We start from the raw sequence: 6,017 nt of genomic DNA, 5'->3' as shown, positions 1-6,017 counted from the left end.
GCTCACGGGGTTTTATAGCAAGCAGAAATATCCAGAAAAACTCCGGAGGATCAAATATTTTGATAAAGAGACAGGGAAAACTTTAGTTTTTTTAACTAATAATTTCACCTACCAAGCAACGATTATTGCTGAGCTATATAAAGAAAGATGGAAAATCGAATTATTTTTCAAATGGATTAAACAACATCTGAGAATCAAGAGTTTTTTTGGAACAAGCTTGAATGCGGTTTATACCCAAATATGGATAGCAGTAAGTGCCTATCTGATAATTGCAATTATGAAGAAAAGACTGAAAATAGAGCTTGAACTTTACACTATTTTTCAAATTTTGAGTATTAGCCTCTTTGAGAAAGTAACTATAAATCAACTACTTAACAATAAAGAATACAGAAAGAATATTAATGACGATTATAACCAACTGAAAATGTTTAATTTATAACCGGACACTAGTGATATACTATATAGAATTTTCGGTCACCCTCAATTTGTTTCAAGGCTTGCCCCGTAATTTATTCGGGGGCTAAATTGAAGAAAAAATCACATTAATTGAATTTCATTTAAACTAATAAAATGAAACCAGCATGATGCTGGACCCGAAAATTGGCAACAAACAGGAGTATGATTATAAATTTCTGCCTAATTCTAACATTGGGGTTAAAAAATAAATGGATGTCCGTTTTTATTCATAAGATCAAAATCATGAATAAATCGTCATGCTGAATTTATTTCAGCATCTAGCAAGAGCAGTACGATACACTCAACTTAGATCCTGAAACAAGTTCAGGATGACGTCCAAATTTTGGATTATGACTTTTTACGGATATACAATAAAAAATATAAACAGATGAAAATAAAAACATCAAAAGCACTTAATCTCCTGATCTTATTTTTACTGCTAACCGCATGCAAAAATGATCAAAAGGAACAAAATACAGCTTTAGATCAATCTAAAAAATCGGTTGAATTAAGCTATGCCAGTAATTTTAGCATCAGTGAATTTGGGGATTATTATTTATTAAAAATAGAAACACCCTGGCCCGATGCCGAAGAGGCGTTTACTTATCTGCTTACGAAGGAAAATGCCAATATTCCGGAAGATTTGAACTACGATCAAAAAGTACAAATTCCGGTAGAGAAAATGGTAGTTACTTCAACCACTCATATTCCGGCTTTGGAAGCTTTAAATGAAGAAAACAGCCTAATAGGGTTTCCGGGTCTCGATTATATTTCTTCGAAAAAAACCAGGAAATTGATCAATAGAGAAAAAATCAAAGAACTGGGGAAAAATGAAAACATTAATACTGAAGTGCTTATTAACCTTGATCCTGAAGTAGTGATTGGTTTTGCCATAGACGGAAACAACAAAACCTTTGAAACCGTTCAGAAAACCGGGATTCCGGTTATGTATAATGGGGACTGGACCGAGAAAACCCCGTTAGGCAAAGCAGAATGGATTAAATTCTTCGGTGTGTTTTATGATAAATTAGAGGAAGCTGAAAGCATATTTAATGAAATAGAAAGTTCGTATGCAGAAGCTAAAGAATTGGCGAAATCGGCCAAAGAAACCCCAAAAGTTTTAAGCGGAGCGATGTATAAAGACCAATGGTATTTGCCTTACGGAAATTCGTGGCAGGCTCAGTTTATAAAAGATGCAAACGCAAATTATATTTATGCCAATACAGAAGGAAATGGCAGTATGGCTTTATCTTTTGAAAATGTATTGGACAAAGCCCAGGATGCAGAATTCTGGATTAGCGCAGGACAATATACTTCTTACACCCAACTTTTAAAAGAATCTCAACATTACCAGCAATTTGAAGCTGTACAGGATAAAAATGTCTATAGCGTAAGTCTTACTAAAGGAGAAACGGGTGGTGTACTTTACTTTGAGCTCGGTCCACAACGACCCGATTTGGTACTAAAAGACCTGGTTTCTATTTTTCATCCCGATTTGTTACCGGGTTATGAAAATAGGTTTTTTAAGCCATTGGAAGAATAATGCCGAGAAAAATTTTTATCTTTAAAAGATAAAAGACTGAAAATGAAAACTATTGCTGTAAATATTAAAGAATCTGTATTCAAAGAATCTAAAAAATTATCTGCGGGGCTTCAGAAATCTACAGAAATCTATATAAATGAAGCAATACAGTATTACAATCTTCATCAAAACAGAGAGATTTTAAGGAAAAGACTCAAAGAAGAATCTCTGAATGTTCTTCAAGATTTTGAAGAAATCGATTATGAAAATTAATCAGTTTGAGGTGTGGATAGCCGATTTAAATCCATGAATTGGCACTGAAGCCGGTAAAAAAAGACCAGTTATAATCATTCAAACCAATTTATTAAATTCCGTAAATCATCCTTCAACCTTAATTTGTCCGCTTACTACAAACGTTCAAAAAAATGCCCAAATACTCCGTGTCTGTTTGCCAAAAGACACGGCCAGCCTTACCAAAGAATGCGATATAATGGTTGATCAGCTAAGGGCAATAGATAATAAAAGATTAGTCAAAAAAATTGGAAAGGTCCCCTCATCAATCTCATCAAAATTAAAAGAAAACCTTCTTATAATTATGGATATCGGCTAATATTCCATTATCGCTCTGCTTTAATTTTATCTCCTCAATTTATTTCAGATATTTACATCGAAATAAATCACCGGCCTTGCTGCAGTCCCAAAAATACGTACTTCCACTTTTACTCCTTTTCTTTGGAGTAATTTTTCTTGGCTTTTTAAATATTAGTTTGGGATCTGTAAATATTCCTTTTAAAGATGTTTTTGCTTCCATTCTTAACCTTGAAGTTTCCAAAGAAACCTGGCGTTATATAATTGTGGAATATCGATTACCAAAGGCAATTACTGCGATAATAACCGGCTCGGGACTTGCTATTAGCGGACTTTTAATGCAAACCTTATTTCGTAATCCCCTTGCCGGACCGTATGTTCTAGGATTGAGTAGCGGCGCAAGTTTAGGGGTAGCTATTGTAATTATGGGCGCTTCAGTTTTTGGGGGCGCATTTGCAGGAATTCTATTATCAAAATGGAGTTTAGTCATCGCTTCCAGCCTGGGGAGTTTACTTGTGCTTATCGCTGTACTGCTGGCCTCGCTTAGGCTTCGGGATACTATGGCTATTCTAATTATAGGATTAATGTTCGCCAGTTTAACCGCTGCAGTAGTAAGTGTACTCTCCTATTTTAGTCCGGCTGCTCAGCTACAGCAATATGTATTTTGGTCTTTTGGAAGTTTGGGGGACCTTTCCTGGAATGAAGTGGGGATTTTAGCGCTGTTCTGGTTTATTGGAATAATTTTAGCTATTTCCTGCATAAAAAACCTAAACACCTTACTTCTGGGTGAGCAATACGCCAAAAGTCTTGGGGTGAGCATTCAAAGAAACCGACTTATAATTATTATAGCCACCAGCTTATTAGCAGGAAGCATCACCGCCTTCGCCGGACCTATTGCTTTTGTGGGTTTAGCGGTTCCGCATTTAATAAGGCAGATAATACCTGTTAACAATCACAGCATTTTGGTTCCTGCCGTTATTTTAGGCGGCGCTGCTCTAATGCTTATTTGCGATATCGCTGCACAAATGCCGGGACAGGAATATACTTTACCTATAAATGCTATAACTTCGTTAATTGGCGCACCGGTAGTAATTTGGCTTTTAGTGCGTAAACGTAAATTCTTGTTCTAAAGTTGACAGAAACCACAAAACATAGCATCCTTAAAACCATCAACTTAGATATTGGTTACAGTAATAAAAACGAAAAAACTCTTATTGCTGAAGCAATCAATATTGAGGTGAACGAAGGGGAACTTGTAGCCGTAATTGGCATAAACGGGGTTGGAAAATCTACATTTTTAAGAACATTAAGCGGTGTTCAGGATGCGCTGAGAGGCAAAGTATTGGTTAACAATGAACAAATTCAGCAGATAGATTCTTTGGAACTGGCTTCTTTAGTTAGTCTCGTGCTAACCGAACAACCTATTTCCAAAAACTTAAGCGTTTTTGAGCTTGTAGCCCTTGGCCGACAACCCTACACTAATTGGATTGGCAGGTTGGGCAAAAACGATTTACGACAAATTAAGAAGTCCTTGCAAAATGTAGGAATTGAAGATTTACAAAACAAAAAATGTTACGAGTTAAGCGACGGCCAGTTGCAAAAAGTTTTAATTGCCCGGGCAATTGCACAAAATACGCCCCTGGTTATCTTAGATGAACCCACTACGCATTTAGATTTATACCATAAAGCCTACGTGCTCAAATTGCTAAAAAAACTCACCCGAAAGACCAATAAGGCAATTGTCTTTGCTTCGCACGAGATCAATCTTGCCATTCAGCTTTGTGATAAGATAATTTTGATGCAGGATAAAAAGATAACCACCGGTTCTCCAAAGGAACTGCTGGATTCCGGTGCATTTTCCACAGTTTTCCCGGAAGGGCTTATTGTTTTCGATAAGGAATCGGCTTCATTTAAAATTAATCCTTAGTTTTCATAGTAATCGTAAATCAAACTTTCAAAGTCTAATTTTTACTAATCTAAGCCTGGATTTTTTAGAACAATTCCGCCAATTAAGTATCTTTGGGAAAACTCCTGTTTCTCAATGAACGATTACTTACTCATCGCTTTAATATTTGTCGCTCTCCTTCTCGGACTTTACTTCGGAAAACTTATTTCAGGATTAAAAAATAAAAACAAAGAAGTCATTCTGCAGGAAAAAAATAATCAACTATCCCTTCAGGTTGAAGAACTTAAAAACCAATTAAACAATAATCTGGAGAATCATAAAGCTGAATTATCCGATTATAAAAAAACTGCTCAGCTACAGGCTGAAAAACTCGAAAACGAACGGGAAAAAATACGCAGGGAAAAAGATTTTTTGAGCACTGAACTCACCCGAAAAAATGCAGAATTTGAAAATTTAGAGCTAAGAAATAAAGAGCAAAAGAATGAAGTTGAGCAACTTCAAAAGAAATTTGAAAAGGAATTTGAAAACCTTGCCAATAAAATTTTAGAGCAAAAATCTGAGAAATTTACCCTTCAGAATAAAGAAAACATTCAAAATATTTTAAATCCGTTACAGGAAAAAATCCTTCATTTTGAAAAACGTATCGAAGAGGGAAATAAAGAAAGTATAGACCGCCATGCGATGCTGCGGCAGCAAATTATAGGTTTAAAAGAGCTTAACGAGCAAATGAGTAAGGAAGCTACCAATCTTACCAAAGCACTCAAAGGAGACGCAAAAACCCAGGGCAATTGGGGCGAAATGATCCTGGAGCGGGTCCTGGAACGTAGTGGCTTACAAAAAGGTAGTGAATACACAGTACAGCCAAGTTTTACTAATGCAGATGGAAAACGTGTGTTGCCCGATGTGGTTATTAACCTGCCGGCTGACAAAAAAATGATTGTAGATTCTAAAGTTTCGCTCAATGCTTACGAGCGCTACAGCAACGAAACCGAAGAAACCCACAGAAAACAACATTTAAAAAATCACCTTACGGCCATTCGAAATCGGGTAAACGAACTTGGAAGCAAAAATTACCATCAATTGTACCAGATGGAAAGCCCGGATTTTGTCTTGCTTTTCATCCCTATTGAAGCTGCATTCGCTGTAGCTTCAAACGAATATCCGGGATTATATTCCGAAGCTTTTGATAAGAATATCATCATCGTTACGCCCACTACCCTGCTTGCTGTTCTAAAAACCATAGACAGTATGTGGCAAAACGAGAAACAAAAACAAAATGCCATTGCTATTGCCACCCAGGCCGGTGCTTTGTACGACTCATTTACCACTTTAACGGAAGAGCTAACGAAAGTTGGTCGGCAGCTAGGAACGGTTCAAAACTCTTATGAGGGCGCGATGAAAAAATTGACCGGAAAGGGGAATTTACTCCGGCGGGTAGAAAAACTTAAAAAACTAGGCGCCAAAGCCAGCAAGCAAATTGACCCTAAAATGCTTTCGACTATCGATCAGGAAGAAGAAATTGAAGAAAATAAAATAATCAATTAA

The 6,017-nt window shown here is 36.5% G+C and carries 7 protein-coding genes; all 7 read left to right on the top strand.

Annotation, left to right across the window (positions count from 1 at the left end; all coding sequences use genetic code 11):
• On the top strand, positions 1 to 439 hold a 439-nt coding region (locus LB467_RS15260), incomplete at its 5' end, for a transposase (RefSeq protein WP_224474916.1).
• Positions 440 to 844: 405 nt separating this feature from the next.
• Positions 845 to 1,999, top strand: a complete 1,155-nt coding sequence (locus tag LB467_RS15255) for an ABC transporter substrate-binding protein (protein ID WP_224474915.1) — start codon at positions 845 to 847, stop codon at positions 1,997 to 1,999.
• Positions 2,000 to 2,041: 42 nt separating this feature from the next.
• Positions 2,042 to 2,251 (top strand): hypothetical protein, encoded by a 210-nt coding sequence (locus LB467_RS15250; protein ID WP_224474914.1) that lies wholly within the window; start codon positions 2,042 to 2,044, stop codon positions 2,249 to 2,251.
• Positions 2,252 to 2,288: 37 nt separating this feature from the next.
• Complete coding sequence (locus LB467_RS19460) at positions 2,289 to 2,588, top strand: type II toxin-antitoxin system PemK/MazF family toxin (RefSeq protein WP_224474918.1); 300 nt, start codon at positions 2,289 to 2,291, stop codon at positions 2,586 to 2,588.
• A 76-nt stretch (positions 2,589 to 2,664) separates the two neighbouring features.
• Positions 2,665 to 3,696 carry an iron ABC transporter permease gene (locus LB467_RS15240; protein ID WP_224474913.1) on the top strand — a complete coding sequence of 344 codons (1,032 nt, stop codon included), beginning with the start codon at positions 2,665 to 2,667 and terminating at the stop codon, positions 3,694 to 3,696.
• 2 nt (positions 3,697 to 3,698) lie between these two features.
• Positions 3,699 to 4,493, top strand: coding sequence for an ABC transporter ATP-binding protein (locus LB467_RS15235; protein ID WP_224474912.1), 795 nt, complete (start codon positions 3,699 to 3,701; stop codon positions 4,491 to 4,493).
• Between the two features lie 114 nt (positions 4,494 to 4,607).
• Entirely contained in the window at positions 4,608 to 6,017 is a 1,410-nt protein-coding gene (gene rmuC / locus LB467_RS15230) for a DNA recombination protein RmuC (RefSeq protein WP_224474911.1), read from the top strand.

The sequence above is a fragment of the Salegentibacter tibetensis genome (assembly GCF_020164485.1).
In the GTDB taxonomy this organism is placed as follows: domain Bacteria; phylum Bacteroidota; class Bacteroidia; order Flavobacteriales; family Flavobacteriaceae; genus Salegentibacter; species Salegentibacter tibetensis.
The sequence above is the reverse complement of the archived record's forward strand: the minus strand, read 5'-3'. Positions and strand labels throughout refer to the sequence as shown.